The organism is Chitinophagales bacterium (assembly GCA_041392475.1).
Classification (GTDB): domain Bacteria; phylum Bacteroidota; class Bacteroidia; order Chitinophagales; family UBA2359; genus JAUHXA01.
In genome coordinates, this window is record JAWKLZ010000001.1 from 428,770 (window position 1) to 454,977 (window position 26,208).

Below are 26,208 nucleotides of genomic sequence, written 5' to 3' on the forward strand. Positions count from 1 at the left end.
TCTTATGAAAAATATTATTACATTTTTTATACTATTTTCTATTCAATTTACTATGCTATTTGCTCAAGTTCCTCCAAAGATTGTTAAGTATGGAGCTGATTTAGAAGAGGAGTTAAAAATTGTTGTAGGTATAGCTGTATTAGAAGATTCAGAAGAGAAGTGGTTTTCTACTAAAGATAAAGTAAGTAGAGAATTTGATATAAATGCGAAACGTGGAGGCATAAAAGTTACCCTTCAGATAAAAAGCAACATTTCAAGTGACACTAAAATTCAAGTTACTATAAGTAATGTTTATATTCCTAAAAAACAATTTCTATTGGATAAAAAATTAAAAGATGTGGGATATGTGAATTTGAATAAGAATGAGGTTACTGAATTAATTTTTCCTATTAATAAAACTGAATTAAATAGTAATAAAATAAGGGGACGGTTTAAATTGGGAATCGAAATAAACTATCATGAAATTTCGAATGAAGAAATTATTCTTAACAAAGAAATAAATATTGAAGTACCGAGTAAATGGCTGAAAACAAAAAATATTATAAATAATAACCAACCAAAAGTTAAAATAGAAAAGAAAACTGAATTAAAGAAAATTAATAAAGATGAAAAGAATGAATTAAAAAATTTATTTCAAGTTCTACTAAGTAAAAAATATAATAATAATGATGATATTATCAAGAATATTAAAAAAGAATTTAGAAATCAAAATAAGGATTGTAATAGATTAGAAGGTGAGTTAGCTGATTTATGGGAAGCATTAGACTTACATATACAAGACAAGATATGCGAGTCTCAAGATTATGTAGAATCTGAACATAAAAGCAGTGTAAGTAAAGAGGATTCTAATGTTTCACAAATGCTTAACTCAGAAAAAGAATGGATAGAAGTAAAAAGTACCAACTCTATAGGGATTTTAAAGAATTATAGGAGAAATTACCCAAATGCTCATAAAGAAGAAGTTGAAGCAAAAATTCGAGCATTAGAGCAAGACGCATTGAAAAAAAGGAATGAAGAACAACAGGCATGGGCAAAAGCTAAGACTAATGATAATATAAAAGGATATAACGACTATTTATTAAATTATCCAAGAGGGGAACATCGTTCCCACGCGAGTCAAAGGATTCGTGATTTGAGTAATCTTGTCGCAGCAGAACCTAAAATTGTAGAGAATACTGCAATAATCACAATAATTAAAGGAGAGCCAAGAAGAGAGGCAGGAGAATATTTTGATTTATCTCCTACTGATAATATAGGAGACTCTGAGCCTTTCTCTAAAATACGAGAAAATTCTAAATGGATTTTTGAAAAAGGAAAGTATTCTTTGGTTATTGAAAACTTAGAGGTTGAAAAGAATTACCAATTTTATATAGTAGGACAAGGTGACAACAAAGTATTGATTACATTTCAGAAAGAAATAGAACCCTTTGATGTTAATTATGAAGGTTCTACAGGTGATAGTTATGTTTTTGAAATAAGAGGCGGTAAACCTCCATATTTATTTATAGTTAATAACGGAGATCTAAATAAACTTAAAGTTCAGAGTGACATTAAGTATTATATTGAATCTGAGAAGTATAATTTAAAAGAAGGGAGTAATATTAAATTTCGAGATTCAAATCATGAATGGGTGTCAAAAGAAGGAATTACTATAGGAGGCACTACAACAAATTGGTTATTATGGCTATCTATTGTATTGGTTGTATTATTGCTATTAGGAGGGTACATTATGCGAGAAAAAATTATCTCATTCCTTTATAAAAAAAATAATAATTACGAACCTTCGAAACACCAAGCTATAGCTCAAGAAAGATTGGCGGGAATAAATAATACAGTAACTACACCTTCCCAAACAGGGGGTAATGTGTCAAAAATTAAAATCAAAAAGAAAGAAAACTATGGAGGAATTCAACTTCAGAAAAGAAAAATTGAAAATGGAGTAAATGAAACCAATTTGTTATTTCAAAATATTATGAATAATAGTTCTTATTATCAAATGGACTTAAAGACACTTTGGAAGGATACAGCAGTATCAGAAGTATATATAGAACTCAATTGTGCATCTAAAATTGATTATTTTGTTGAAAATGAAGGATTTAGCAAAGACAATGAAACGGGTGTAATTCCAGAAATAGGCGGTTTTTTATTAGGATATTACGAATTGATTCCAAATATGGATACCTACAGGGTTTCTTTAGAAAAGTTTGTTCCTGTTACCCCAGAAAGAAATGGATTGTATCAAATTAAATTTGGAACAAAGGCTTGGCAAGAATACGATATGGCAACTCAAAGATATGCAGATTTGAATTTAATTGGCTGGTTTCATACACACCCTGGGCATGGTTTGTTCCTTTCTACGCCCGATATTTCGATACATGAAGGTTTTTTTAAAGAGCCTTATCAATTCGCAATGGAACAAGATCCAAATACTGAAGAAATAGACACTGCATTTTTTACGAGAAAGCAAAATGGGAGTTTAAATAATACCACATCAGAGCTCGACCAAAACTGGTTTAAATGGACAGATTTTCAAAGATGGAGAAGAAGCAATCGTAAAAATAGGAATAAGAACAGAATTACCTAATGATTTAAATTACATGAAATCCATTAAAATAAAAAATGTCAAACAAAACAAGTGTAAGCCTTTTGAAGACTTTGAAGAAACGGTTTTATCTAAATTAGATAATTTTATTAAGATTGATTTGTCTTCAATTTATAGCGACACACTCCTTAAAACGGTCTATCTAACTTTTTCGTGTTATCAATCTATTACCAAATGGGTTGAAAAAAGTTTAGCTACTCCTGAGAATACTGTAAATGAAGTTGGAGGTTTTTTTTTAGGAAAATATGGGTATGAAAACGATTCAAAAGATAACTTGGTAGTAAGTATTGAAAAGTTTATTGCGGCAGAAAATGTAGATTTCAGCAGTTCTGTAAGACTCAATTTTGGAATATGGGTATTACAGGTATTAGATGACTATTTACAAGAATTTCCAGATGATATCCTTTTAGGGTGGTTTCATACACACCCTGGACATGGCCCTTTTCTATCGACATTTGACTTGAATATACACACAGGTTTTTTTAAAGAACCTTATCATTTAGCCATTGTACTGGATTCTTTGACCGAGAGTTTTGAAACTGGCTTTTTTAGCAAACAGGAAAACGGAGTAGCAAACAATGCGGATGCAAATTCTACATGGATAAATTGGAAAGAGTTGTTTCAATCAAAAGAAAAAAATAACCCAAATGAAAGCTAACAAATACTTTATTTTCTTATTACTTCTTCTATGTACTATACCTTTAGTAGGTAATGATGGTTCTTCATACATAAAGGTAAATGAAATTGAAGTTGACAAAGAAAATAAGTTATTGGATGTATATTTGAATATTGTTGTTGGAGGAAATGGTGTAGAGGAACAAATGGTAAGAGATAATTTGCATATATATGATGAAGAGTGGACAAAAATTGAACCTCATACTATAAAGTCAAGTTTGGGAGATGGAGCAACTGCACCAGTTTACGTTTTATTCTTGTTAGACAGAAGTGGTAGTATGAGGGGAGAGAAACTATCAAAGGCAAAATCCGCCATCAAAAAAACTTTGGAATTACCCAATATCCCAGCTACTACCTACTTTGCTACTTTTGATGATAATATTAGTAGTAACAAGCAACTGACTATTAGTAACTTCGAAGATGTTGTAGGCTCGCAACAAACCCAAAGTGATTATGATACAGATTTACATTATGCTGTCATTAATAAAGTAGAAAGGCTAAAAGATAAAAGCGGAAAGAAGGTTATTATCTTACTAACTGATGGTAAAAATGATATTATCAATAGTAAGGGGAAAATAATGGTTCCTCGATATGAAGATGAAAGCGTTCCAAGGTATAATCAAGAAGATGTTTACAGAGCTGTTAGTCCTTTAGGAAGCGACTTTTCAATATTCACAATTGGTTTGGGGAATGATGTAGATGCAAGTTTTCTGGAAAAAATACCCAAATATACTTCAAATATAGATGATGAGTATCAATTTGCTGCATCCCCTGATAAACTGGCTAATGCGTTCCAGCAAGTTGCTAAAAGTATAGGGCACAACTATTTGGTAAAACTTCGTCCTCCCAATGCTGTATTTCGAGGCGAGCCGAGAGAACTCAAACTGGAATTTAAGGATAATGCAGAAAGTTTTACAGATTTAAAAGAATATTCATTTGGGTCGACTACACAAGCTGTAAGCCTCGTTCCAACTACTGACTCTTCTAAACTTCCTATTTTTATTGGTGGTTTATTATTCATAATAGGATTGTTACTATTATTGTCTATAATGATTCCTATTCTCAGGAAGAATCAATTTAATAAAAAATATGTTAAAAAATATTTAAATGTTAAAAACCCCAAAGTTAAAAGCTCCGATCCTATCACAATGCTTCCTTTTGAGGATGAAGATTATGTTGTAACAAAATGTTCTCATTTAATATCCTTAGATAGTTGGGAGGCAAACAATAATTCTTGTTGTTATTATCCGTCTCAATGTAAGGATGGTGTTGCCCCAAATGATAAAGCTAATTTTTTTACACAGCAAGGAATCAACCGTTTATTGAATTGGCTGTGGTTTGGTTCTTTGGGAGGTTTTATCGGGTGGTGCATTTTCCTCATTTTTGATTCAATTGATTTAGGGTTTTACCAAGATTTTCTTCAATCTGTTTTTGATAAAGATGATAAACAGTTTTCTGGAAGTATTTTTATCCAAACTTTAAGTGGTACAGCTTTAGGAATTGGTTTAAGTTTGGCATTATCTGCTGTAGAAGAATCTGGACAAGGCGGAACATTTAGACCTTCAAAAGTTGTATTACGTACCTTAATTGGAGGATTCATCGCTTTTATAATTTTCTTAGCAGAATCTTTTCTATTTGTTAATTATTTTAGTGCAATACCTTTTATAGGTAGGTTGTTTAGCTGGATATTATTTGGAACAGCATTGGGTTATGTTATTACAATTCATTCTTCAATAGAGAAGCAGCAAGGGATAAAAGGAGGATTTATTGCAGCTTTAATTGCATATCCATTTTATTTTATTTTAACTCAAATTAATATCAATCCAGAAATAGGTAAACTATTGGGCTTTATTATTTATGGAGGTATATTGGGAGGGTTGATTCATACCGTAGTATCTAAATTGGAAAGTTTTTATTTGGAATATTTATCACCTGCTAGCTTTAGAGGTCAAAAAGTGCCTATTAGTAAATGGTTAAAAGCATGCTTAAGTATTTATATAGGACAAGATGTGGATTGTCACGTTCGTATTAAATGGCCAGATGGTTATGTGATTGGAAAACATGCACTTCTTACTTTTAATGAGCAAAAAGCAAAAGTTGTTATCTCGCCTTTAGGAGAAACCTTGATTAATAATGTGGTTATTAAAAGAGAAAGAGAATTAAATGATGGCGATATTATTCAATTATCTATGAACAGTAAAACAACATTACAGTATTTGGAAAAGAAAGAGCAAGTTAATGATGCTTCCATATTGAATGAAAAAAAACATCAAGGAGCTCAGCTGATTCATAGTTCTAATAGTAAAAGAATTAGAATTACTAAACAACATTAGGCAGTCTTTTTTAAAAGAAATATTTATAATTTAATGAGAACAAGTATTAAAGTCTATATTGCTTATTCTGATATTGATGTAGCTATAAGGGATAGTATAAATAGTAGCCTAAAGGCACTACAACGTGCTGGAATTATTGATAAGGTATGGGATCATAAACTTTTACAGGCAGGTTCAAATATCAAAAGTAAAATTATTAATGAATTAACAAATGCTGATATTATACTATTGCTTCTTAGTAGCGATTTTTTTGCGTCTGACTTTTGCTATGAAACACAATTAATTAAGGCATTAGAATTGCATAAAGAGGAAAGCGTAAGAGTGATTCCTATTTTGGCTAGAGATTGTGCTTGGAATCTAACTCCTTTAAAAAATATTGCACCTATACCTAAAAATAATATATCAATAAAAAGCTCGGATAATGAAGATAAATCTTACACAGAAATTGCTTATGAACTGGAAAAAGTGGTTTTAGACATTAAAGAGAAAAAAAAAATAGAATTACAAAAAATAGAATTTAATGAGTTAATAGAGTTGGCAGAAAACAAAGCTGCTTTGAAAGCTTGGAATAAAGCAATTGAGTTATTCAATAAAGCTTTGGAATTACACTATAATAACTGGATGCCATTGCCTAATACCATTAGGAAAAAGGTTGCATTATGTGAAAATGAACTTTTATTTGAGCAGAAATTATCTGATGGAAAGAAACATTTTGAACTTCAAAATTATGTAGTAGCATTAGAGTATTTACAAAGTGCATATATTTTAAAAGGATTAGAAGAAGTAAAAGTTCTTATAGAGGATTGTGAGAAGTCTCTTTTTCAGGTACAGGAAGATGATTTTAAAAATATTTTGCATGAAGGGAATTCATATTTTTTAAAGAATGATTGGGCGAGAGCTTTAGAAAAATATGAAGAAGCTAATGAACGTTTCAGAAAAGGGTTTAATGTAAATACTGATTACTTAATTAATAAAATACATGATTGTCAAACGAAAATAGATTTCATATTTTATATTACTCAAGCGGAAGATTTGTATCATAAAAAAGATTACGAAAATTCCTTAAAATTGATTGATATTGCTTTTGGAATAAGATACCCTATAATACAAAAAATGGCTTATAATGTAAGAAACCACCTTGATGTAATGAAAAAAGTTAAAGAAGCAACTGATATTGGTGATTCCTTTTTAAAAGAGAAAGAATGGAAATCAGCTTTGAAAAAATATCAATCAGCTTCTTTGATGTTTGAAAGTAATATAATTCCTCTTAAAAAAGAAATTGATAAACAAATTAAAATAATTAAGGATGAAATTCAGTATTCTGATTATTTGAAGATAGCTAATAGTGCTTATCACGAAAAAAAATTCAAAACAGCTATTCAACATGCTTCTCTTGCGCTTAAAATCAACCCTTTATCTAAAGAAGGACGAATGATTTTGGAACAGGCAAATGCTCAACAAAATCAATATTATAGTCATATAGAATGGAAGCCTTTTCAATCTGAAGGCAAATTTGGCTTTAAAACCGAGAATGAAGAAATTATAATTGAACCAAAATTTGAACTAATTTACCCATTTTTTAATCAATTTGCAATTGTAAAAGAAAATAAAGAATATAAATATGTATCTAAAGATACTACAGTTAAAAATATATCTTTAGATATTATTAATTCAATTAAGGCGCATAAATCTGCTGTTAGAAGCTTAGTTCTCAGTGAAAAAGGAGAGTATTTCATTACAGGTTCTACTGACGGAAGCGCAAAATTATGGAATACTAAGGGATACTTTTTAGAAGAATACACTGGTTCAGGTTCAATTTTTGGTGCTTGTATTTCGCCACATAATCAATTTGTTGTTACGGCATCTGATGACTGTATTGCAAGAATATGGAAACTTCATAGCGATAAGGAATTAATAAAAGAATTAATAGGACATTCTGATAAAATATTATCTGTTTCTTTTTCTCCAAATGGGAAATATATTGTAACTGCATCAGCTGACAATACTGCAAAAATATGGAGTAATGTTGGAGAAGAGATAGCAACACTCAGAGGCCATACATCTAGAATATTATGTGTAGTTTTTTCTCCAAATTCACAATATATCGCAACTGGTTCAGCTGATAAAAGTGTAAAAATATGGCATCCTGATGGCTCTTTTTTTGATAGTATTGAAGTACACAGTAAGCCTGTTAGATGTATATGTTTTAATTCTAGAAGTACTCAGTTGGTAAGTGTATCACAAGATAGAAAATTGGTAGTATGGGATATAAAAGAAAGAATTTGTGTTAGTAGTTTTATTGCTCATTCAAGTACAATATGGTCTGTTTCAATTAGTTCAAATGATCAATTTTTATTGACTGCTTCCTCAGACCAAACCATAAAAATATGGGATTTTAACAAAAGGTTAATTAAACAAATAAAAACTAATAAAGGAACTATTTACAGTGCCAAATTTTCTATTGATAACCGCCTTATTTTTATTGGTTATCAAGATGGAACAGTTGATATTAGAAAATACTTACACTAATTTATTTACCATGAAATATATGCTGATTTATTTATTTATGTTTTCGCAACAAGTTTTTTCACAAAGTGCTATTAGCAACCCAACAGTCGGAAGCCAATCTAATAAGGATCACATTTCAATAACTAAAGTAGTTCATTCACCATCATCAACTACATTTCACCTTAGAATAGTAAATAATACTAAGAATACCTTTAGCTGTAGAGTGTATATGCCAGGTAGCGAAAGTGCCTTTTATTTAACAGATCTTTCTTATAAGAACAAATATCCTCTTAGATCAATAAGTGGTTCAATAGAAATATATCCAAATATTACTAATGTTGAACCAGGAAAAACAATAAATTTTTCTTTAAGGTTTGATCCCATCCCAATCTCCATAAAAGAAGTACACTTAATTGAAGGGAAAGGTAATTACAAGGACGAAACTGCTTGGAACTTTTTTAACGTCGAGGTTAGGAAAAAGAATATAATTGAAAATAATGATTCTGAAGAGTTAAGTTATAAATTTGCTGAATTCTTGGGAAATGATATTTCATATTTAGAGGAGAACTTAATTGTAAGAGCTATTTTAGTAGAGAATTTATTACTTAATCGGGGTTATAAAGTGGTTGATGCAACTGCAAGGCATTTAAAAGAAGGGGAAAGTTTTAAATATGACAGAAAACTATATGATAAAAACAACTACGTAATTGTTGCTTTAGGAGAAACAGGAGTACTTGATTTAGATGTATATATTTATGATAGTTTTGGTAAAAGATTTAATGTTACCGACAAAGATTCTAAGTATTTTTCAGAAGGTGTTGGAGATGAGGGAATGGCTATTTTATCTTGCCGGCCTATAAAGTTACAAGAATTTACTATAAGAGTGGATAATTATGATAGCTTGCTTAAAGACAAAGAATATGATGCTTTGTTGATGATAGCATATAAATAATCATTCCCCACTCCAAAAGAAAACACAGAGACCATCACAGCCGTATGATAATCAGTCGAAAATATTCCATACAAAGCATCATTTCTCATGGAGAGCAATAGAGATTTGTCCCTCTATATTAGGGCAAATGCATCAAAAAATAAAAAAAAGTTAAAATAAAATTTATGTTTTTATTTTTAACTTTAAATATCTTTCATTGCTAAGTTACTTCTTTATGCAAAGTTGTTTGATTCATTTACCCTAGTTTTACTGACAACAAATCCCTATTACGCCTTCTTCATTTTTCTTAAAACCAAAATACATTACAATTAGAATTTACCCCAAACCTAACTTCTCTGCCACCCTAAATTTCCTTAAATGGGCATTTTTCAAAATACCGCAACGATTTGAAAAAAAATCAGTTGCGGCATGAATAAACTGCAAAATGTTAGCGATTTTTGCAGTAAAAAAAGACTATTGATATATAAACGAATTACATCATGGATAAAAAGTTAGAAACACACTATTAGAAAGCTTGAAACTTTACCTCAAAGGACACTTAGAACCTGCAATGAATTTAGTGGATGAGTTGCAAGATACAAAATTGACAGCCGATGATGCGTACAAGTTGCGTAAAATACTATTGATTTTTTTAGTTGGAGAACTTTATGGCTTACATAACCTTCACCAAATATTACAAGCACAAGGTATAAAAAGTACGAATTTATACAAAATATGGAAAAAATTTACCTATTCAAAATTAATTGAATTAGTCAACAAATTATTGATTAGATATTTTTTAAACGCATTTATTCCTTTAGGTAAGGGAAGTGACAGCCAACAATCTCGTTCTTGTATGACTATTGTGATAGACCATAGTATTTTCAAACAATGGTTAAAGAATTTTCCGATTGGCGATAAATTTGCTAAATTTTTCAGTGGTCAATTCAACAGCACTGTCTATGGCTTTCAACTTACTTTGGTGGGAATCAGCATAAAAGATGTGTTTTATCCTATTTATTTTGACTTATCAGGAAAAAAAGACGATGCCATAGAAGTTAGTTGTACACTACTGGACAAAGCGGAGGACTTACTGAGTGCAGCATCAAAGGAGTTTGATTTTGAATTGCCTCAATTGTATTTGAGTGTAGATAATGGATTCAATGACAATAGGTTAATTAAAAAATGCAAAAAAATATTTATTCATTTTATATGTGTGCCCAAAAAATCACATATTCTTTATGTGGGTAAAAAGAAATTCAATGCCAAGCAGTTCATTGAAAAAGTTTTTTTGCCTAAAGAAGCGGAATATATTGCCTCGCAACAAGAGCAAAATCAAGCCATTGGGAAGTCCCAAAAAGAAATTGAGCCTTTTTGCCTTAGAGTTAAAGCACACTATCATGCCCGAGACACAGAGGTGACACTTTTATTCTTTAGACTCAGTGGAAGCCAGAAAGTGAGTGTGATTTATACTACACATACTGAAATGAAAGCCAAAACGCTAAGACGTAGGTGGTTTCAAAGCAATGTCATTCAATTAAGGTTTCGAGGAATTAATTGATGTTTTTTCATTATTTATATATCAAATAGCTCTTCGATAATTTTTCTGCGTTTTATATTTACCATTCAAATGCTGTATTTTTTTGATTCTAGGCAAACTCCTATCTGGACGAATAGGTTCAGTGTGTTTTATAAACAAAACTTTGAGTTGGTCGAGAATTTCTTCTGGTTGTTCTGAGATAAATAATTGTACGACTCGATGTTTCATACACCCAATAGCGACATTCTCATTAACTGCATAATCGTATTTTCTACGTCCACTGATTTGTTCTACTTCTTTCCTACACTCTTGTTCTACAACGCTTTGAAGATTGGATAACATCAGGGCTGCATGAAAATCTTGTAAAACGGCTTCGGGAGAATGTCCACTGACTACCTCAATTTGTAACTTGTTTTTCAAAGTATCATAACATGTTTCACTACCCCATCGAAGTTGATATAAGGGTTGGAAATCCGAGTGAGGGTACTTTTTTTTATCTAACAAAGAGGTGATAAGCACTTCTATTTTCCCATCGGCTAATTCAATGCGTACCAAACGTACTTTCAAACGTGTGTCCATATTTATTGAATAGCCTAATTCTTGCATTTCCTTGACTGCCTGAGTAGTAGGGTGCATATCAATGATTTGTTGTTTTTTACCTGATTCTACAAATCGCTTGATTTGAATGCTAAACTCGGGGCTGCTGCGCATCACAAAGTCTAACTTGCGCTCCAAATGTTCATAAATCATACGAAAACCCGCAAATTTCGCATCGTACAACATCAAAGAGCGTTCGGTCTCACTCATTTCCGCCTGCAAGGTATCTAACCAGTCATAGACAATCGCATTTTCTGAGGTCTTTATCTTATCCATTCTACCCAACACAATCAATTCATTCAGAACATCATAGCAAACCATCAAACGTGCCATCACCTTACCTCTATGTAAACCAAAATATTCCTCCATTTTATTCGCCTTATCATTAAATAAATAAGCGATAGAACCATCCGCAGCTTTCAGGGTAAAGCCTTTCCACTTGCGTACACTCTCTCCTGCTTGTTCATAGTATGTTTGCTGATTGTAACGTTTTGCTGTGATAATAAAAAAGCCACTGAAAAAGCTTATGTTTAAAGTACGAACCAAACAAGTGCAAATTCAATGGCATCTCAAATTAACAAAAATTGTACGATTGTATTACCGATTTTGGAAAATAAATACGATTCATTTTTAAACGACCCAAAAATAGCTCGCCAAATAATTAGCGAAATATGGGCAACAAGCCCCGAGTTATTTCCTGCACAAATGACTAAAGGTTATGTGCTTAACGGCAAAACTCGGCCGTCGAAAAAAATGAATATCCAAATGCGAAAAATAAAAGTAGCGGGACAAAATTATCAAATACGCCCAAGTTTCATTCTGCCTTATTGCAGAGCGAAGACGTATATAGCTTCTAAAGGCTTGTTCTTAAAGCGGTTCGGTGTTCCTTTCTGGGCATTGGCATTTGCTTTTGGATACAATGCGATGTGGTGGTCTCGCCTCTATAATTGTTTTAGTGATTATAGCATTGTAGGCACAACCATCCATGACCCAGAAAAATTACCTTCCGATATTTTAGCAGATGAACACCATGTAAAAATACAAGGTAAAAAAGCTTATGTGGCTACAACTGTGGGACAAAACTGTTTTTTAGGTATGGAAGTTTCTTCTGGCGCAGATGCGGATTCTTTGGAAGAAGCTTATGGTGTATTCAAACAAGAAGCAGAGGATGTGTCATCTGACTACCAACCTAATACAGTAAATACAGATGGGTGGACAGCTACACAGAACGCATGGCAAAAACTCTATCCAAATATTCAAGTCATTGAATGTTTCTTACACGCCTTTCTAAAAATTAGAGACAGAGCTACAAAAAAGATTCAAGACTATTTCAATACAGCAGCAGATAAGGTGTGGAAGGCTTATCGAACTACTTCAAAAAGACAATTCGCACAACATATAAGAAGGCTTCGGGAATGGACAGCTAAGAATGTGCCTTCCTGCCCCATGAAAGATAATATTCTTAAACTCTGTAAAAAGAAAAACAAGTGGTTAGCACATTTTGACTTTCCCAAAGCACACAAAACCTCCAACATGATAGATAGATCCATGAGGGCAATGAATAGACATGCCAACAACTCCCAAATGTTTCATGGAGATATACTTAGCACTACTCATAATTTCAGAGCTTTTGCCCTTCTTCATAATTTTTCACCCTCTTGTTTACAGGCTTGGGATGAATCAGCTGTCTTAATCAGTCCTGCGGCAAGACTCAACGGATTTGTCTATCATCATGACTGGTTACAGAATTTGTTAATCGCGGCTTCGTTAGGAGGATATCGAAATCACAGCAATCCGTTATAATCAGTATGTTTGAAACAATACCTTGTTCCAATCTTCGAAGAACTCCTTTTGAGTTTCTTACGAGCCATACTAAAAGTACTCTTAGCCACCAGTTCGTCTAATGCTCCGATTTGTGAAAAGAAATCTATTAGTTCCACAGACAAACTTCTCTTTAAACAATTTAGTATCAATAGTGTAACTCTTGAAAAAGTCAGCTTGCGTTTACGAGTAAAAGCACTATTGTGAACACAGTATTTTGATTTTTCATGTTCTGCTCTTTCCATAAACTTTTTTAACTCAGAGATAATCTGTAAATTTACTGCTCGCATTAGAGGGGATTTTTAGTGATTTTCAAGTAATTGTATGAATCTGTAAAATTACTATATTATCTCCTCTTTTGCTATTTTTACCTTAATTGAATGACATTGAGCCTAAGTGTGCTATGTGGATTGTTCGGTAAAAGTCGTTAAGCGTGGTATAATCGTCATCGTTATATGAGCCGTTTAGCCTTGGAGGAAGAAATTATCTTAAAGAGTGTGAAGGATTTACGAGTCAAAGTAAAGGGAATGGGAGGTCGCAAATTATTCCACCGCCTTCAAGAGGATGGAATATTTCACAAACATGCGATAAAAATGGGTCGAGATAAGTTCTTTAATTTATTGGGGGAAAATAATTTGTTGGTCAAGCGAAAACGCCGTAAATCTAAAACAACCAACTCCCACCATTGGTTAAAGAAGTACCCTTATTTGATTGATAATATTGAGGTTACGAAATCAGAATTGTTGTGGGTGAGTGATATTACTTATCTTCGTTTGCAGACAGGTTTTGTTTATTTGAGTTTGATTACTGATGCCTATTCTCGAAGAATTATGGGGCATCAACTCCATGAAAGTCTGGAGGCAGAGGGACCTTGTTAGCTTTAGAACTCGCTCTAAAAAATCGCCAATTTCCAAAACGGTCTTTAATCCATCATTCTGATAGAGGTGTGCAGTATTGTAGTTTTGCATATATTGAAAAACTAACAGAAAATAATATTCGTATTAGTATGACTCAGAGCGGTTCTCCTTATGAAAATGCCATGGCAGAAAGTATCAATGGTACTTTGAAAGTAGATTTTGATTTAGCGCAAATTTTTGACAATTATGAACACGCATTACAAATTGTTAATCAATCTATTGCAAATTACAATACGGTCAGACCTCATGGAAGTATCAATTATTTGACACCCCAAAAAGCGCATTTGAAAACAGGGGAGTTAAAAAATAGATGGAGAAAGAAGCAAGTTGTTGATAAACAGGAAAATACAAAACTAACGTAAGGGTTTTCTTAGGCATCTGTTGAACGGATAGATTCTATCACATTTTACATAGATAAAAAAATAGCAACTCTAAATGAAAAATCATTCAAAGTTGCTCTGATAGAATGTATCCATCCAAATCAAGCTATTCCTTGTGTGGTTGCTCCCCAGCAGAGCCACATTCCGCTTCACTTGATTTGGTAAATTTAATCTTTTTTTGTAACTTTACGTAAAGTTATTTTAGGATAAAAATTGACCTTGTAAAGAGTAATTAGGACAATTTTTTGAGTGCCAAACTATTTCAGTACATATTATTTCACTGTAAGGTTTTTTTAGGACGACTCACCTTTTTTCTTTTGACTATTCTTCTCTCCAAAACCCAAAAACCCTCTCAAAAACCCCAACATTCTCATACACCCCCCCAAACCCCTCACTCCCAACCCCAAAAGAAAACACAGGCACCATCACCGCTGTATGATATCCCGTTGAAAACATCCCGAAAAGCGTATCATTCTTCATCGTATCATTGTTAAAATCAGCAGTCATCGTCAGCGCATCATAATAGCGTTTATTGTAGGCAATGCGTTCCTCATCCGATTTCGTTTTATACTCCTTATGAGAAGGAGGAGCAAGGCTCAAGCCTCCAGTTTCGTGATCAGCAGTAATAATTACCAAAGTTTCCCCATTTCTTTCCGCAAAATCCAGCACTTGACCAATAGATTGATTGAAGTCAAGTAGTTCATCCAGAACATATTGTGTGTCGTTGGCGTGTCCACCCCAGTCAATCTGTGAGCCTTCAATCATCAGAAAAAAACCTTTGTTGTCAGTTGATTTGCGGGAGAGAAAATCAAGGGCGAGGGCAGTCGCTTGTGGGAGGTAATTGCGGCCCTCCGATTTCATTCCAGGATGTTCGGGGGCGGTGAACAGGTAGAATTTTTCGATGTTCTTATTGATTTTGGCGAAGTCACCTGTTACGAAATAACCATTTTCTTTAAGGCTGTCCAATAAGTTGAGGCCATCTTTGCGTTTTTCAAAGTGTTTGCGTCCGCCGCCAATCACCAAATCCACATCCGTTTTCAAAAAATCTTTGGCGATGGCTTCATACATATCTCGGCTCGGTTGATGGGCAATGAAAGAAGCAGGAGTAGCATGGGTAATCGTACTTGTGGCAATTAAACCTGTTGCCATGCCTTGCTTTTCAGCATATTCTAGCAAGGTTTCGAGGGGTTTGCCGTTGACATCTACGCCAATAGCTCCATTATAGGTTTTTACTCCACAAGCATAGGCAGTCGCACCTGCTGCAGAGTCGGTGATGATGTTGTCAGCAGCGTGGGTTTTGAGTAAGCCAACGGTAGGGCAGCGTTGGAGATGCAGGTAGTTTTTATTCATATACATGGCAGCGGTGATTTGTGACACGCCCATACCGTCACCTATCATCAAAATGATATTCTTAGGTTTTGGGGCATCTTTTTCGTCTTTGTCAGCTTTTTCAGTGTAGGATTTTGCAGCTGAGGTAGTAATTTGTTGAGAAGCATTGCAGGAGACCAATATTAAAAATAGGAGAAATAGTTTTTTCATGATTATTTGGTATTTTTGCAGCGAAATTAATTTTTAATTACATTAAAACATATTTTTATTATGGGCAAAGGAGATATTCGTTCAAAAAAAGGTAAGATTGCAAGAGGTTCTTTTGGTAATATCAGACCTAAGAAAAAAACCAAAGTCTATCAGCCAAAAGAAGCTAAACCTGAAACTACGGTAGAAGCGGAGGAAGAAAAAGAATCGTAAGTATTTGATTATATAGAAGATATTGAAATGGTGGGCTTTTGCCCGCCTTTTTTTGTTTTGTTGAGAAATCAAAAAAATAACCTTCGTTAATTAGAGAATCATGTATCCTACAAGTGGATATATGATTTTTGAAGTTTGATCTTGGCAATGAACTACCTCTATTTTTGGAAAAAGTACTAAAACTTCAAAACTAAGTCGTCTGAACAATTCCTGTTTTGATGGCGTACAGAATTAGCTCGGAAGCGGAGTTGACTCCCAATTTTTTCATAATGTTGCGACGATGGGTATAAATCGTATGGGTACTGAGGTGAAGACGCTCACTAATCTCTTTGGTAGCAATGCCTTCTGCAATGAGTTGTACGATTTCTGTTTCTCGAACAGTTAGGCTTGCAGGGCTGCAATTTTCTGCATCTGATTGGCGGATGTGTTTTTCGAGGAGGAGGTTGACGATTTTATTGCAGAAAAAACGTTCCCCTTTTGCAGTAGCATAGATAGCACTGATGATTTCGGCTCGGTCACAAAATTTGGTCAAGAAACCATTGATGCCTGTTTCCATTACCTTGAAAATCGTGTTTTTATCATTGTCTGAAGATATAATCAACACTTTTGTATTGGGAGCTGTTTTGCGAATCAAAAAAATGTCTTCATAGCTGAAAGCGTCTGAATCGTGGTAGTCCATAATAAGTACATTGGGTTGATGTTGTGATAGTTCTGACAGCATTGCTTCTTTTGTAGCAGCTTCAGCAACTACTTCAATGTCAGTTCTATTCGCAATCACATTTTTAAGTCCCATCCGTATTAAGTATTGGGCATCGGCTAACAATACGCTTACCATAGCAAAAAAGATTAAATTTCTGTTTTCTTATTTAGATTTATTCTAAACAATGACAACACAAAAGTACACAGAATGTTACAGTGTTAGTAGTTTTTTGAAACCAATCCTGCATTTTTTCTGTCTAAAATTCCTTAATATTGCCTTATAAATTCTTTTTTGTATGAAAAACAATCCATCAAATACCAAAACCGACATTTTGAAGTGGTTTTTTACTATCCTATTTCTTTGGAGTATGTCCATTTCAATGTTTGCACAAGTTTCACTCAATATGGAATTGCAGTCCAATTGGGATGACAATACCATTACGAATATTTCAGGGGTGGTTTTCAATGATATATGGGGATACGTGGATGAGAGCGGGAGGGAATATGCAATTATTGGTTCTACTCAATATACGCATTTTATAGATGTAACCAATCCGAAAAACCCTATTGAAGTACAGCGTATTGCAGGAAATAGCAATTCTCTATGGCGAGACATCAAGACTTATAGTCATTATGCTTATAGTGTTGCGGATCAGGGAGCTGCGACTTTGCAGATTTTTGACCTTTCTGATTTACCCAATTCGGTGACGAAAGTGTATGATAGCAATGAATTTTTTGCCCAGAGTCACAATATTTTTATTGATGAACCCAATGCTCGCCTTTATTCCGTTGGCACAGATGTAGATGATGTTGTAATTTTGGATTTGTCAACTTCACCAGAGAGTCCGACCTTGCTAAAAAACATAGATTTGGGAGAAGGTTACATACACGATATGTATGTGCGTGATAATGTTGGTTATGCTTCTCATATTTATAGCAGCAAATTGTTTGTATATGATTTTTCGGATGTTGACAATCCTTTGATATTAGGTTCATTGACAAGTTATTCCAATAAAGGTTTGAATCACAGCAATTGGGTATCGGAGAATGGCAATATCTTGGTGTTGGCAGATGAAACCAAAGACAAAGCGGTCAAAATAATTGACGTGTCAGATTTGTCGGATATAAAAGAAATAAGTGTCTTCAAATCAACATTGGAGGGACCTACTCATACCAATAGCATTGCCCACAACCCTTTTATTTATGGCAATGATTATGTGTTTGTTTCCTACTACCACGATGGAGTTCAATTGTTTGACATTTCAGACCCAGAAAACCCATTTCAAGCGGCTTATTTTGATACTTTTTCTACAAATACAAACTACAATGGCTCTAAAGGTTGTTGGGGAGTGTATCCGTATTTGCCATCGGGCAATATTATTGCTTCGGATATGGCAAATGGTTTGTTTGTCGTTCGCACCACTTTTCCATTGCAGGACTGCGAGGAAGATATAGAGATTAAGGGAACTTACAGCCATGAATGGTCGTTTTCAGCCAATTCAAGCATTGTTTCTGATGCAATTATTGCAGATGGAGGAAAAATGACTTTTCGGGCAACGGATAAAATCGTATTGCAGCCAGGTTTTGTGAGTGAGAATGGGAGCCTACTGCAAACAGATTTATCGGATGCCTGCAATGAAGTTGTGATTGCAAATCCTTTGGATGCGAATGAGGAATCTGCTACCAAAACGATTGAAGAAAATGCAGAGAATGTTGTTTTTCAGGTGCAGGTTTATCCAAATCCTTTTCAAGAAACTGCTTATATTGAGTATGTTATTCCAGAAGCGAATACAAAAGTGCTTTTAGAAATTTACGATGTGAGTGGAAAAAAAGTTCAGACTTTGGTGAGAACAAATAGGCACAAAAGTGGCGAATTTAAGATGATATTAGATGGCAAAAATTTAGTAAATGGGTTATATTATTGTGCTTTTCGTGCGGGAAATTATACAATAAGCAAGAAGTTGATAAAGAATTAGCTTCAATAAGCACCTTCTATTTTAACAATGAATCTGCTACATACGTTTCTTGAAAATCCTTTATACGCTTCCATTTTTGTTTTTCACCAAAGTCGTCGAATCCATTTGTGAAGTAGGTCACTCGGAGTATATCTTCGGCTACTATTTCAAAATAAACTTCATGATAGTCGGTATATTGTACTTTTCCATACTTGTCAATACCTTTATTTAGATCCTCACCAGTGAAATAAGTAGCAGTCTGTGGGGTAATTTTGCGCCATTTGACATCATTTTCTACAAAACCGTCTTCGGCCAATTCGCCATTGGCTTTCACGATTTTACCTTCAAAATGATCATTTATTTTTTCAACCATCACCACAGTACCTGCTGCACGGTCATCATAGCGTTCCCATGTACCCACAATTTTATCTTGATTTTTATCCTTACAAGCAATGAAGCTTAACAAGATAGCGAAAATACACCATAAAGGGATAAACCAATTTTTTATCTGCATCGATTGAAATACTTATTTTATTAATATAGTTACAAGAAGTATGCCCTTTGATGCAATGGCACAATGATTTTACATAGTCATGACAAACTAAACAAAAGGAAAAATTTTCAGCATGGAAAACCTTTGCAGGTAAGTATGACGTTATATACTTTTATTACCCCACAAAAAGACAACTATTTAGAAGCAAGCATTCTCTATTATTACAAATTTCGAACTTTTCTGCTTATCACACAATCCTAAATATGCAAAAGCATTTACTTGTTGTTGCAGGTCCTACTGCAGTCGGAAAAACCTGTTTGTCTATCAAATTGGCACAGCGTCTGGATACATCTATCCTTTCCTGCGATAGCCGTCAGTTTTTCAAGGAGATGAATGTTGGCACTGCAAAGCCTTGCATGCGAGAGTTATCAGCAGTTCCTCATTTATTTATCAACCATCTTTCAATCACAGATAATTATACGGTTGGAGATTATGAAAAAGATGCGCTCAAAGTTTTGCAGGATTTATTTGAGCAAAAAAAAGTAGTGCTAATGACAGGTGGTTCGGGCTTGTATGTGAAAGCTGTTTGTAATGGTTTGGACAATTTTCCTGCAATTGCGAAAGAGATCCGAGCCGATATTATTGCCAAATTTGAACAAAATGGACTGTCTTTTTTACAAGAACTCCTCAAGCGTCTTGACCCTCAATATTACGCAGAAGTAGATTTAAACAATCCACAGAGATTGATTCGTGCCTTAGAAATTTGTGTGGGAACAGGTAAATCCTATTCTTCTTTCCGCACAAGTCCGAGGGCAAACCGTCCTTTCAATATTATCAAAGTCGGCTTGAGGTTAGATAGGTGCGAATTGTATGAGCGTATCAATCAACGTGTGGATGCAATGATGAAAGATGGACTATTGGAAGAGGCCAAAAAGTTGTATCCTTTTCGGCATCTAAATGCACTGCAAACGGTTGGTTACAAAGAACTTTTTGAGTATTTTGATGGACTCCATGACCTCGAAAAAGCCGTTGAGTTGATTAAGCGCAATACCCGCCGATATGCCAAACGCCAAATGACTTGGTTTTGCAAAGACCCGAACATTTCATGGTTTCATCCGTTAGACGTGGGCAATATTCTTACCTTTGTCAGCGAACGCATAGGTATGGAAAAATAGCCATTGAAATGTGAAAATATATGACCAAACTCTTGAAGTCTTATAGACAAATAGACAACAATATTTTATGGTTAATTGCAGCAGCTTTTTGCCTACAAATAATCAATTCTGCCTTCTTTTTGACGCTCAATATCTATGCTCAAAAAAGTGGTTATTTGGATTATCAAATTGCAGATTTCATTTCCTACCGTTTTTTAGCTGTTGCAGGTTTCGCAGTTCCTTTTGGTATGTTTATCAAAGGAAAAGCTATTCGACCATTTTTTCTCGCTGCAGCGATTACACTGCCTTTGGTTTCATTGTTGATTGTTGAAGTGATTGAATATCAATATGATTTGTTGCTAAAAATTGCACTCATACTTTGGGGAATCTCGTTTAGTTCATTGCACATTCTTATTTTGCCCTACATCATCCGCAACGAAGCGTCAGATACACACACAGAAGCTATTTCGCTCAATGCAGCTTCTTGGAGTGCAAGTATAATTATTGTGGGAATATTCAACTTTGTATTGGCTTATTTAATAGGAGATTGGTTTGCAGACCACCGTTTACTCGACAAACGTTTGTTGCAGTTATACAGTATAGTTGGAGTTATTGCAGTATTTTTTATATTGAAAATGACGAAAGATGAGAAATTGGAGGAAGATACCCAAACATTTCATCGTTCATTTAGGGATTATGATTGGAGCTTGATAATACGAGCAGCAATACCTTTACTAATGCTTGCGGTAGGAGCAGGGCTGACAATTCCATTCATCAATTTATTTTTCTTCAATGTATTTGGAATGGATTCTAACCAGTTTTCATTGCTTGGATCTATAACTGCTGTGCTAGTAGCGAGTACCATATTATTGACTCCATCTATCAAAAAAATATTTGGCTATGAGGCCATTACCATCACTCAGACATTGGCCGTTCTTGCGCTGCTATTGTTGGCAATCAGCGACTTTCTAAGTTATTGGCCATTTGCCATATACCTCGCTATTTTTTGTTATTTTATTAGACAGCCTTTGATGAACCTCGCCAATCCGATGACTTCCGAAATGACGATGTATTATGTTGGTCGAAAGAATCAGGAGTTGATGAGTGCTATTACCTCATCTATTTGGTCGGGCAGTTGGTTTTTTAGTTCACAAATCTTTCGTTTTCTTCGTAAAATGGATCTGCGATATGGTACTATTTTCGTCATTACCGCCTGTATGTATATGTTGGCAGTATTTGCTTACTTTTTGTTGATAAAAGATTATAGAAGGAGAGAAACCAGTGAATTATTGAAGTAAAATGATGGTAGTCCAATCACTTTAGCATCCAATTGACGATACTATCCACGACTGCGGTATTTTTTTTAACCCAAGAAAAATGATTGAAGTTTTCTCCCGTTTTGGGAATCAAATGTAGATGGGTTAAAGCTGCTTTCTTGAATTTTGCATTGAAGCCTTCAACTGCTGCTGGAGGGGCAAAATTATCTCCTTCTAACGAAATAGATAAAACGGGTAATTCTATAGTTGTTATAAGTGCTTCAAAATCATGCTCGGAGTTTGTGAGTTTAAAATTCCCTGTCCGTGCCAAATAACTCCAATCCCGCATCAATGTTCGGGCTTCTCTACCTCCAAAACCAATGAACTTGCCAGGGAAGTAACCTATGATTTTACTAAGTGCATAAAAGCCCTGTGTAGTCAGCCACATCAAAGGCGCACGTCTTTTGCCCCAACTTTTGTAATATGGATAACCTGCTGCCACAAATATCAATCCGTTCAATTGTTTGGAGTGCGAGTGTAAAGCTGCGTATAAAACCGAAAAATGACCACCCAAACTGTGTCCCATCAAATAAATGGGATGTTTGACAAAATGTTCTTGGGCTGCTGCTACAATGGCAGGTAAGTCAAAAGTAAGTATGTCATAATATCCAAAATCGTTGTGTCGGGAAGCCCTCACCGAAGAGTGTCCGAGTCCTCGAAGGTCAGCAGTGATTACATGATAACCTTTATCTGCAATGGCTTGAGCAAGTGCATAATAATAAGCTGCTCGAACCCCCATTGCAGGGAAAATAAGGATGACTGGCGCATTGGGGGTGGCACAATTTGAAGTGAAAATACTCACTGCTGTTTGACTGCCATCTGCTAAATCAAGGGGTAGCAATGTGGGGGCGACGGGTGTTTTGTTTGAAGACATACATTAAGTAACGAATGAAAATAAAAATCTGCAATCAAATATCAAATACAATAAAATCTGCTTGTTTGGTGAGTATGCGAACAAATTTGGCGTTGATAGGCTGTTCAACGACTTCTAAAGGCACTTTTTTGTGGACGGATAAATCTACGTTGGTAAAATCAGCGATGACTACAAAATAGGTTTTATCAATTTCGTTGTACTCACTTGTTGGAACAAGACATTGAAGTTCAACACTTCGTGGATATAACACTACGGGTTTATTGACCTTGAGATTTTCAGTAGTTATGGGAATGGTCAAGCGTTTTTCGGTAAATTCTTCTACCGTAAAGCCGTATTGAACTGTTTTGTGGGCTATCTGAACGTTTTTAGGAAAATTATTTTGCAGCTTCAATTCCCCGTTTCCTGCTTGCGTGACATTTTTCAACTCCAATGTTTCTGTAAGCATGAATCGTATGGTATCTACAAGAGATTCTGGCCCTTCAATCAACACGCTGTCAGGCTCAATGGTTACTTGACCCGCTATTTCAAAGCGCTTTGCAGTTTCTATTTTTTCCATCAATACGATGGGAACTTTTTTGATCAATCTTTGCTCTAAATCAAGATAAATGCTATCAGGTTTGATATCAATAATATTCAAACCTGATAACTGTTCTTCAAATTGGTTGATGAAGGAAGCCGTACTGAGCGAATTGGTATTGAGGAGTTTCTGGTAATCCAATTTGATTTTTGGGCGATAAAAACCAATGCTTCGCATCAAATCTGAACCTGAGGCATCGACAAACAAATACAAGATACTATCCGGTGGTTCTACCAAAATTTTGTCTTCTGGAAAATTGGTGAATTCTATATCTACCTTCACTTCCGTCTTGTAGTTTTCGGATAGTGCACTCAAAAGCCATATCATGCACGAAATGCACAAACAAGCAAAAAAAGTAGTTCTATCTTCACTGGAAAACCAAGACATTTGGTAATTTGTTTGGGATTAAAAACCAGAACTGTAATAGGTTAATTGTTGTCTGGTTGTGGGTTTCTAAATACGATTAAATTGAAGTGAATAGCTAAAAAATAAGCTGCCCTTCGATTAATTTTTCTGTACTAAGAAGCCTTCACGTTATCTCTTGATTCTTCAACAGAATTTTCACTTGTATGATAAGCATTGGTAAATTCCATAGAAATCACTGAGCGTTCTACCTTCAATTTTGTACCATTCGTATCTACTTCAAGTAGAACTGTATTGTCGTTTAATTTTGCAATTCGACCGTGAATCCCGCCTATCGTTATGACTCTATCACCTTTCTGTAGATTGTCCAAAAATTCTCTTTGGGTTTTTGCACGCCGAGATTGTGGGCGAATCATAAAAAAGTAAAAAACAAACACGATGGCAACTATAAAGAAAACATTCATCATCGGGTCTGGACCCGCAGCTTGTGCCAATAATACAGAAATCAACATCATTTTTTATATTTTTTTTGTTTGAATACAAATTTATCTACATCATTTCCAGCTTCTTCAAACGAATCAACTCCAAACGGGTTTTCAAAGAAGCAATCCACATACCGACAAATATCCAACCGATAATTGCTGGATAAAACACCATTCGCATCGTTGAATCCAAGTCAAGCGAATTGAAAGCAGGGTTTCCTCCTTTTCCTGGATGCAAAGAATCGGTCAAGCGGGGTACAACAAAAATCAAAGGAATAAAGGCGCAAAAAGCAAAGATATTGTAAACCGCCGAAACTTTGCCACGTTTATCCGCATCTTCCATCGAACCTCGAAGCACAAAGTAAGCAAAGTATATCAACAGCGCAATAGCAGAAGACATTTGTTGAGGATCATTGCTCCACGGTTCACCCCAAGTATAAGTAGCCCACAACATTCCTGTCACCATACCCAAGCATCCAAACAACAAACCTACACTTGCGGTTTGAGCAGCAATCACGTCGTATAATGGGTGATTCGTTTGCAGGTGTCTGATACTGAAAATGACAGACATCAATAAAATCATAATCATGGCAAACCACATAGGTACATGATAAAACAAATTGCGAATACTCTCATAAATAATCGGTAAAGGAGGAATGTGTATCAACATACCTGCAATGAGGCTGTAAACTATCAGCGCAACACCGATGTATTTCCACCAATTTTTCTTTAGAAAGGTTTTTACAAAAAAGCTATACTGATTCATTAAAGTTTTAATTAGTAATTATATTCAATATTTTTTCTTCAAAAAATCACCTAAAAAAAGAAAACTGAGTGTAAGGAACAATAGGTTTTGCAGCGGCCTGACTTGCCTGCAAAAAGCTCGTTTTGGTCATCATACCTGTCAATCTCTGAATTTCTTCTCCTTTGTCATTCAAGAAAATATACGTCGGATACTGCGAAACATTGAATTTTTGGGCTACATCCTGACGGTCTTCGGCATTGAGGCTATACACCATATATGTTTCGGGAAAATATGCTCTTGCCTCAACACTTGCAAATACAACTTGTTTCATTTGTTTGCAGACTTTGCACCAATCTGTATAGAAATCCACTAAAATCAATTGTTTCTTTTTTGCAGCTTTTTTTTGGAGCTTCTCCCAACTGCCTTTGAAGAAATAATCCAACCTTTCAGCTAAGACCTCTTTCGACAAAATCTCCTCATCGTTTTGACCAACAGCAGCCGTTGCAACCCACAAAGACATCAGCAACCCCAAACTCAACTTTTTTACCATGATTTCGTTTAATTTATAGTTAGAAAATGTAACTTGCTGAATATTTTGTAAAGTTAAGAAACTCTTCGCATACTATTTCTTCAAAAATAGCAGTTACTTTATAGGCTTTTTTAAGTCTATACTTAGATATTAATTGAATTACCATGCCTTCTACCATTATGGAACTTTCAAATCCACTAACGAACCAAGCCAAAGAATGTTTGAGTACCAAATACCTACGTAAAGTAGCGAGATTTGCCTCCAAATTACTCAAAACAAACCTTCCCAAAAATCTTGTATTTCACAACCATCAACACACATGGGAAGTAGTTCAGGCGGCTTATGAGATTGGTAAAAACAGCGGATTGAAAGAAGATGAAATAGAAATATTGATGATTGCAGCATGGTTTCATGATATTGGACACACCGTTCAATACATGGGACATGAAGATGCGAGCAAACAAATTGCCACAGAATATTTACAAAAAATCAATTATCCTGCTGGAAAATTGCAGCAAGTATTGGATTGTATTGAAGCTACCCGAATGCCTCAAAATCCTACCAATACGATGCAAAAGATTATGTGCGATGCCGATTTATACCACTTCACATTGCCCTCTTATCTTGCTAAAAAAGAACTTTTGCGAAAAGAATGGGAGTTGGTATTCGATAAGATATATTCCGATAAAGCATGGAACGAAATGAACCTTGATTTTCTGAAAATGCACCACTATTGCACTGATTATGGTGAAGCAGTATTGTCGAAGCGAAAAGACAAAAACATCCATCGTTGTGAAAAAACATTGGAGTAAGAAGTCACTTAGTCAGTAAGGACTGAAGTCTTGTGTTTCTTTGTACCTTTTGTGGTTCAATTCCTGTAGGGTACTGGATAGACCAGATTAGGAACGATTCAAAAATAACTTTACAAAGTTTATTTCATAAATGGCTGAGTGCAAAGTGCATTTTTA

23 protein-coding genes are annotated in these 26,208 nt (G+C 34.6%); 14 read left to right on the top strand and 9 right to left on the bottom strand.

Going from position 1 to position 26,208, the window contains the following annotated elements:
* The first annotated feature begins 4 nt into the window (after positions 1-4).
* The 6 genes from R3E32_01515 (at position 5) to R3E32_01540 (ending at position 10,610) form a co-directional block, all read left to right on the top strand.
* Complete coding sequence (locus R3E32_01515) at positions 5-2,584, top strand: hypothetical protein (protein MEZ4883384.1); 2,580 nt, start codon at positions 5-7, stop codon at positions 2,582-2,584.
* 13 nt (positions 2,585-2,597) lie between these two features.
* Positions 2,598-3,260 carry a hypothetical protein gene (locus R3E32_01520; protein MEZ4883385.1) on the top strand — a complete coding sequence of 221 codons (663 nt, stop codon included), beginning with the start codon at positions 2,598-2,600 and terminating at the stop codon, positions 3,258-3,260.
* Complete coding sequence (locus R3E32_01525) at positions 3,250-5,610, top strand: VWA domain-containing protein (GenBank protein MEZ4883386.1); 2,361 nt, start codon at positions 3,250-3,252, stop codon at positions 5,608-5,610. The genes R3E32_01520 and R3E32_01525 overlap by 11 nt, the downstream gene beginning before the upstream one ends.
* 33 nt (positions 5,611-5,643) lie before the next feature.
* Positions 5,644-8,139, top strand: coding sequence for a TIR domain-containing protein (locus tag R3E32_01530; GenBank protein MEZ4883387.1), 2,496 nt, complete (start codon positions 5,644-5,646; stop codon positions 8,137-8,139).
* A gap of 10 nt (positions 8,140-8,149) precedes the next feature.
* On the top strand, positions 8,150-9,070 hold the full coding sequence (locus R3E32_01535) for a hypothetical protein (protein MEZ4883388.1): 921 nt from the start codon (positions 8,150-8,152) through the stop codon (positions 9,068-9,070).
* Between the two features lie 514 nt (positions 9,071-9,584).
* Entirely contained in the window at positions 9,585-10,610 is a 1,026-nt protein-coding gene (locus tag R3E32_01540; GenBank protein ID MEZ4883389.1) for a hypothetical protein, read from the top strand.
* 21 nt (positions 10,611-10,631) lie between these two features.
* Here the strand turns inward: R3E32_01540 and R3E32_01545 are convergent, their stop codons facing one another.
* Entirely contained in the window at positions 10,632-11,732 is a 1,101-nt protein-coding gene (locus R3E32_01545) for an IS4 family transposase (protein MEZ4883390.1), read from the bottom strand.
* Between the two features lie 15 nt (positions 11,733-11,747).
* On the opposite strand from R3E32_01545, the gene R3E32_01550 reads away from it, so the two are divergent.
* The 3 genes from R3E32_01550 (at position 11,748) to R3E32_01560 (ending at position 14,286) form a co-directional block, all read left to right on the top strand.
* Positions 11,748-12,989, top strand: a complete 1,242-nt coding sequence (locus R3E32_01550; GenBank protein MEZ4883391.1) for a hypothetical protein — start codon at positions 11,748-11,750, stop codon at positions 12,987-12,989.
* A 473-nt stretch (positions 12,990-13,462) separates the two neighbouring features.
* Positions 13,463-13,885 carry a hypothetical protein gene (locus R3E32_01555; GenBank protein ID MEZ4883392.1) on the top strand — a complete coding sequence of 141 codons (423 nt, stop codon included), beginning with the start codon at positions 13,463-13,465 and terminating at the stop codon, positions 13,883-13,885.
* On the top strand, positions 13,879-14,286 hold the full coding sequence (locus R3E32_01560) for an integrase core domain-containing protein (protein ID MEZ4883393.1): 408 nt from the start codon (positions 13,879-13,881) through the stop codon (positions 14,284-14,286). Before R3E32_01555 ends, R3E32_01560 begins: the two co-directional genes overlap by 7 nt.
* A gap of 339 nt (positions 14,287-14,625) precedes the next feature.
* On the opposite strand, the gene R3E32_01565 is transcribed toward R3E32_01560, so the two are convergent.
* Complete coding sequence (locus R3E32_01565; GenBank protein MEZ4883394.1) at positions 14,626-15,843, bottom strand: alkaline phosphatase; 1,218 nt, start codon at positions 15,841-15,843, stop codon at positions 14,626-14,628.
* Between the two features lie 60 nt (positions 15,844-15,903).
* On the opposite strand from R3E32_01565, the gene R3E32_01570 reads away from it, so the two are divergent.
* The gene (locus R3E32_01570; protein ID MEZ4883395.1) at positions 15,904-16,053 is read left to right on the top strand and encodes a 30S ribosomal protein THX; all 150 of its coding nucleotides are present in this window, start codon (positions 15,904-15,906) and stop codon (positions 16,051-16,053) included.
* Positions 16,054-16,243: 190 nt separating this feature from the next.
* Here the strand turns inward: R3E32_01570 and R3E32_01575 are convergent, their stop codons facing one another.
* Positions 16,244-16,888, bottom strand: a complete 645-nt coding sequence (locus R3E32_01575) for a response regulator transcription factor (GenBank protein MEZ4883396.1) — start codon at positions 16,886-16,888, stop codon at positions 16,244-16,246.
* A 160-nt stretch (positions 16,889-17,048) separates the two neighbouring features.
* On the opposite strand from R3E32_01575, the gene R3E32_01580 reads away from it, so the two are divergent.
* Positions 17,049-18,728 (top strand): choice-of-anchor B family protein, encoded by a 1,680-nt coding sequence (locus R3E32_01580; GenBank protein MEZ4883397.1) that lies wholly within the window; start codon positions 17,049-17,051, stop codon positions 18,726-18,728.
* Positions 18,729-18,744: 16 nt separating this feature from the next.
* On the opposite strand, the gene R3E32_01585 is transcribed toward R3E32_01580, so the two are convergent.
* Positions 18,745-19,221: a hypothetical protein gene (locus R3E32_01585; GenBank protein ID MEZ4883398.1), complete on the bottom strand. Its 477-nt coding sequence runs from the start codon at positions 19,219-19,221 to the stop codon at positions 18,745-18,747.
* A gap of 242 nt (positions 19,222-19,463) precedes the next feature.
* Here R3E32_01585 and miaA point away from each other — a divergent pair, with 242 nt between their 5' ends.
* Together miaA and R3E32_01595 are read left to right on the top strand one after the other, a co-directional pair.
* Positions 19,464-20,375 (top strand): tRNA (adenosine(37)-N6)-dimethylallyltransferase MiaA, encoded by a 912-nt coding sequence (miaA, locus tag R3E32_01590; GenBank protein MEZ4883399.1) that lies wholly within the window; start codon positions 19,464-19,466, stop codon positions 20,373-20,375.
* A gap of 20 nt (positions 20,376-20,395) precedes the next feature.
* Entirely contained in the window at positions 20,396-21,652 is a 1,257-nt protein-coding gene (locus tag R3E32_01595) for a hypothetical protein (GenBank protein ID MEZ4883400.1), read from the top strand.
* Between the two features lie 16 nt (positions 21,653-21,668).
* Here R3E32_01595 and R3E32_01600 read toward each other — a convergent pair whose 3' ends face one another.
* From R3E32_01600 to R3E32_01620, 5 genes are all read right to left on the bottom strand, one after another.
* Positions 21,669-22,544, bottom strand: a complete 876-nt coding sequence (locus R3E32_01600) for an alpha/beta fold hydrolase (protein MEZ4883401.1) — start codon at positions 22,542-22,544, stop codon at positions 21,669-21,671.
* Positions 22,545-22,578: 34 nt separating this feature from the next.
* The gene (locus R3E32_01605) at positions 22,579-23,508 is read right to left on the bottom strand and encodes a YbbR-like domain-containing protein (protein MEZ4883402.1); all 930 of its coding nucleotides are present in this window, start codon (positions 23,506-23,508) and stop codon (positions 22,579-22,581) included.
* Positions 23,509-23,639: 131 nt separating this feature from the next.
* On the bottom strand, positions 23,640-23,999 hold the full coding sequence (yajC, locus tag R3E32_01610) for a preprotein translocase subunit YajC (GenBank protein ID MEZ4883403.1): 360 nt from the start codon (positions 23,997-23,999) through the stop codon (positions 23,640-23,642).
* A 34-nt stretch (positions 24,000-24,033) separates the two neighbouring features.
* A complete protein-coding gene (gene ccsA, locus R3E32_01615) occupies positions 24,034-24,732 on the bottom strand; it encodes a cytochrome c biogenesis protein CcsA (GenBank protein MEZ4883404.1) in 699 nt (232 codons plus the stop codon).
* A 46-nt stretch (positions 24,733-24,778) separates the two neighbouring features.
* A complete protein-coding gene (locus R3E32_01620) occupies positions 24,779-25,261 on the bottom strand; it encodes a thioredoxin family protein (GenBank protein ID MEZ4883405.1) in 483 nt (160 codons plus the stop codon).
* A 143-nt stretch (positions 25,262-25,404) separates the two neighbouring features.
* On the opposite strand from R3E32_01620, the gene R3E32_01625 reads away from it, so the two are divergent.
* The gene (locus R3E32_01625; protein MEZ4883406.1) at positions 25,405-26,052 is read left to right on the top strand and encodes an HD domain-containing protein; all 648 of its coding nucleotides are present in this window, start codon (positions 25,405-25,407) and stop codon (positions 26,050-26,052) included.
* The last annotated feature ends 156 nt before the right edge of the window (positions 26,053-26,208 follow it).

Excerpts from the sequence above, each read along its gene's own strand:
- R3E32_01570 (MEZ4883395.1), top strand. The coding sequence starts at position 15,904 with ATGGGCAAAGGAGATATTCGTTCAAAAAAAGGTAAGATTGCAAGAGGT.
- R3E32_01600 (MEZ4883401.1), bottom strand. The coding sequence starts at position 22,544 with ATGTCTTCAAACAAAACACCCGTCGCCCCCACATTGCTACCCCTTGAT.
- R3E32_01580 (MEZ4883397.1), top strand. The coding sequence starts at position 17,049 with ATGAAAAACAATCCATCAAATACCAAAACCGACATTTTGAAGTGGTTT.
- R3E32_01585 (MEZ4883398.1), bottom strand. The coding sequence starts at position 19,221 with ATGCAGATAAAAAATTGGTTTATCCCTTTATGGTGTATTTTCGCTATC.
- R3E32_01605 (MEZ4883402.1), bottom strand. The coding sequence starts at position 23,508 with ATGTCTTGGTTTTCCAGTGAAGATAGAACTACTTTTTTTGCTTGTTTG.
- yajC (MEZ4883403.1), bottom strand. The coding sequence starts at position 23,999 with ATGATGTTGATTTCTGTATTATTGGCACAAGCTGCGGGTCCAGACCCG.
- R3E32_01550 (MEZ4883391.1), top strand. The coding sequence starts at position 11,748 with ATGGCATCTCAAATTAACAAAAATTGTACGATTGTATTACCGATTTTG.
- R3E32_01525 (MEZ4883386.1), top strand. The coding sequence starts at position 3,250 with ATGAAAGCTAACAAATACTTTATTTTCTTATTACTTCTTCTATGTACT.
- R3E32_01625 (MEZ4883406.1), top strand. The coding sequence starts at position 25,405 with ATGCCTTCTACCATTATGGAACTTTCAAATCCACTAACGAACCAAGCC.
- miaA (MEZ4883399.1), top strand. The coding sequence starts at position 19,464 with ATGCAAAAGCATTTACTTGTTGTTGCAGGTCCTACTGCAGTCGGAAAA.
- R3E32_01535 (MEZ4883388.1), top strand. The coding sequence starts at position 8,150 with ATGAAATATATGCTGATTTATTTATTTATGTTTTCGCAACAAGTTTTT.
- R3E32_01620 (MEZ4883405.1), bottom strand. The coding sequence starts at position 25,261 with ATGGTAAAAAAGTTGAGTTTGGGGTTGCTGATGTCTTTGTGGGTTGCA.
- R3E32_01575 (MEZ4883396.1), bottom strand. The coding sequence starts at position 16,888 with ATGGTAAGCGTATTGTTAGCCGATGCCCAATACTTAATACGGATGGGA.
- ccsA (MEZ4883404.1), bottom strand. The coding sequence starts at position 24,732 with ATGAATCAGTATAGCTTTTTTGTAAAAACCTTTCTAAAGAAAAATTGG.
- R3E32_01565 (MEZ4883394.1), bottom strand. The coding sequence starts at position 15,843 with ATGAAAAAACTATTTCTCCTATTTTTAATATTGGTCTCCTGCAATGCT.
- R3E32_01515 (MEZ4883384.1), top strand. The coding sequence starts at position 5 with ATGAAAAATATTATTACATTTTTTATACTATTTTCTATTCAATTTACT.
- R3E32_01520 (MEZ4883385.1), top strand. The coding sequence starts at position 2,598 with ATGAAATCCATTAAAATAAAAAATGTCAAACAAAACAAGTGTAAGCCT.
- R3E32_01595 (MEZ4883400.1), top strand. The coding sequence starts at position 20,396 with ATGACCAAACTCTTGAAGTCTTATAGACAAATAGACAACAATATTTTA.
- R3E32_01555 (MEZ4883392.1), top strand. The coding sequence starts at position 13,463 with ATGAGCCGTTTAGCCTTGGAGGAAGAAATTATCTTAAAGAGTGTGAAG.
- R3E32_01530 (MEZ4883387.1), top strand. The coding sequence starts at position 5,644 with ATGAGAACAAGTATTAAAGTCTATATTGCTTATTCTGATATTGATGTA.